A 2,549-nucleotide genomic window follows, 5' to 3' on the forward strand; every position below is an offset into this window, starting at 1 on the left:
TGCTGAGCAAGAAACCCAAAAACAGCAACTGATTAATGATTCCCACCAAAATATGGTGTTTATCGAGGGCGGCACCTTTTTAATGGGGGATTTTGGAAGCGGACATGATGGTAAATCCACCTTGCCCTACTCTTTAGGCAAAGATAATAAATTTGTCCATAATGTGACGTTAGACAGTTTTAGTTTATCTAAATACCGGGTTACTTGGGCGCAATTTAATTTATGGAGAGAGTTAATAGGGCTTCCATTAACAGACAGATATAAAGATTTAAACTCTCGGGATATTATGAAGGACTGGCAAGAATCTACTCAAGATAATTACCCTGCCTCCGTGGATTGGCAAGACGCCAAAGATTACTGCCTTTGGTTAGGGCAACAAACCCAACTCCCTATCGATTTACCCACCGAAGCTCAGTGGGAATATGCTGCCCGTAATCGTGGGCAATTTATTTTATTTGCCTCGAAAGATGGTACTTATAATGATGGTACTGAAGAAGGTGAACCATTATTTACTGCTGGTTTTTATCCTATTGGCAGCTATCCTTCCACGCCATTAGGTCTCTACGATATGATGGGTAATGGTCAAGACTGGACAAATGATTGGTATGCCGCCGATTATTATGAACATTCTCCAACAATAAATCCCAAAGGGCCTGAACAAGGTGAAGAAAAAGTTGTTAGAGGCTCTGAAAGTAGTATGTACCTTAATACACTGATTATGGATAGATGGCCTCATCCTCTTAAAAATAGGAATATTCCCGGCCTAGGTTTCCGCTGTGCCGTGCAATCCCCGACGCCAATCCAACCCGTGACTAAATAAACATGACTTTCTTTGATTACACACACGGTGCTGTTTTGTTCATTGGGTTCGGGCTGCTGATGGCCTGTGATCAACAGCTCACAGCAGAGCAAGAAACGCAAAAACAGCAACTGATTAATGATTCCCGCCAAAGTATGGTATTTATCGAGGGTGGCACTTTTATGATGGGGGATTTTGGAAGCGGACATGATGAAAAATCCACCTTGCCATATTCTTTAGATAAAGATAATAAATTTATCCATAATGTGACGTTAGACAGTTTTAGTTTATCTAAATACCGGGTTACTTGGGCGCAATTTAATTTATGGAGAGAGTTAATAGGGCTTCCATTAACAGACAGATATAAAGATTTAAAATCTCGGAATATTATGAAGGACTGGCAAGAATCTACTCAAGATAATTACCCTGCTTCCGTGGATTGGCAAGACGCCAAAGATTACTGCCTTTGGTTAGGGCAACAAGCTCAGCTCCCTATCGATTTATCCACCGAAGCCCAATGGGAATATGCTGCCCGTAATCGTGGGCAGTTTGTTTTATTTGCCTCGAAAGATGGCACATATAATAATGGCAGAGAGAAAGGGGATGCATTATTCGCAACAGATTTTGCACCTGTAGGGCATTATCCTCCTACGCCATTAGGTCTTTATGATATGATGGGAGGAGGGTTTGACTGGATGAATGATTGGTATGCGGTGGATTACTATGAACATTCCCCAGTTAAAAATCCACAAGGTCCAGAACAAGGCAAGGAAAAAGTTATTCGAGGGGCTGATGGTTCCTTTTATTTAAAAAATCTAACCATGAATCGTCGTTCTTCTCCATTAAAAAACAGGAATATTCCCGGCCTAGGTTTCCGCTGCGCCGTGCAATCCCCGACGCCAATCCAACCCGTGACTAAATAAACATGACTTTCTTTGATTACACACACGGTGCTGTTTTGCTCATTGGATTCGGGCTGCTGATGGGCTGTGATCAACAGTTCACTGCTGAGCAAGAAACCCAAAAACAGCAACTGATTAATGATTCCCACCAAAATATGGTGTCAATCCCTGGTGGACGTTTTCAGATGGGGGATTTTGGTGATCTGGTTGAACTCAAAATCCCGTACAGCACCGACCCTTCCACTAAGCCCTTGCACTGGGTCTCCCTGCATGATTTTAAGATGAGCAAATACCGTGTGACATGGGGAGAATTTAATCGTTGGCTGGCTTTGCAGGGGAGAGAAGCTCTTGAGCTATACACTAAGCGAAAAAACAGTAAAATTAGTAATTGGGACGAACTCGGCGATAACTACCCTGCGCAAGTTTCATGGCAAGATGCTAAAACCTATTGTCAGTGGTTGGGTGAACACAGCGGTAAAAAAACTGATTTACCGACCGAAGCACAGTGGGAGTATGCCGCACGTAGTGGTGGACAATTTTTGATTTACGGTAACAGTGATAATAAGATGCACTACCCGGAAGACCCTGCCCGTAATTTCATTTCATGGTGGAAACCCGCCGGCAGCTTTGCGCCGAATCCTATCGGATTGTATGACATGATGGGAAATGGGGTCGATTGGGTGAATGATTGGTATGGTGCGGATTATTATCAATACTCGCCAGAGGATAATCCGCAAGGTCCTGAAAGTGGAACAAAAAAAGTGGTTCGTGGCTATCTTGGCAGCTTTGATGCCACATTAACAATCACTCGAGGAAAGGATGCTCCCGATACTGAATTTGGCAATGGA

At 43.1% G+C, this 2,549-nt stretch carries 3 protein-coding genes; all 3 read left to right on the forward strand.

Going from position 1 to position 2,549, the window contains the following annotated elements; all coding sequences use genetic code 11:
• A partial coding sequence (locus tag M998_RS01215; RefSeq protein ID WP_068907176.1) for a formylglycine-generating enzyme family protein occupies positions 1 to 820 on the forward strand: 820 nt, incomplete at its 5' end.
• 2 nt (positions 821 to 822) lie between these two features.
• Positions 823 to 1,722, forward strand: a complete 900-nt coding sequence (locus M998_RS01220; protein WP_068907177.1) for a formylglycine-generating enzyme family protein — start codon at positions 823 to 825, stop codon at positions 1,720 to 1,722.
• Positions 1,723 to 1,724: 2 nt separating this feature from the next.
• On the forward strand, positions 1,725 to 2,549 hold an 825-nt coding region (locus M998_RS01225; RefSeq protein WP_068907178.1), incomplete at its 3' end, for a formylglycine-generating enzyme family protein.

This window comes from Providencia heimbachae ATCC 35613 (assembly GCF_001655055.1).
Classification (GTDB): Bacteria; Pseudomonadota; Gammaproteobacteria; order Enterobacterales; family Enterobacteriaceae; genus Providencia; species Providencia heimbachae.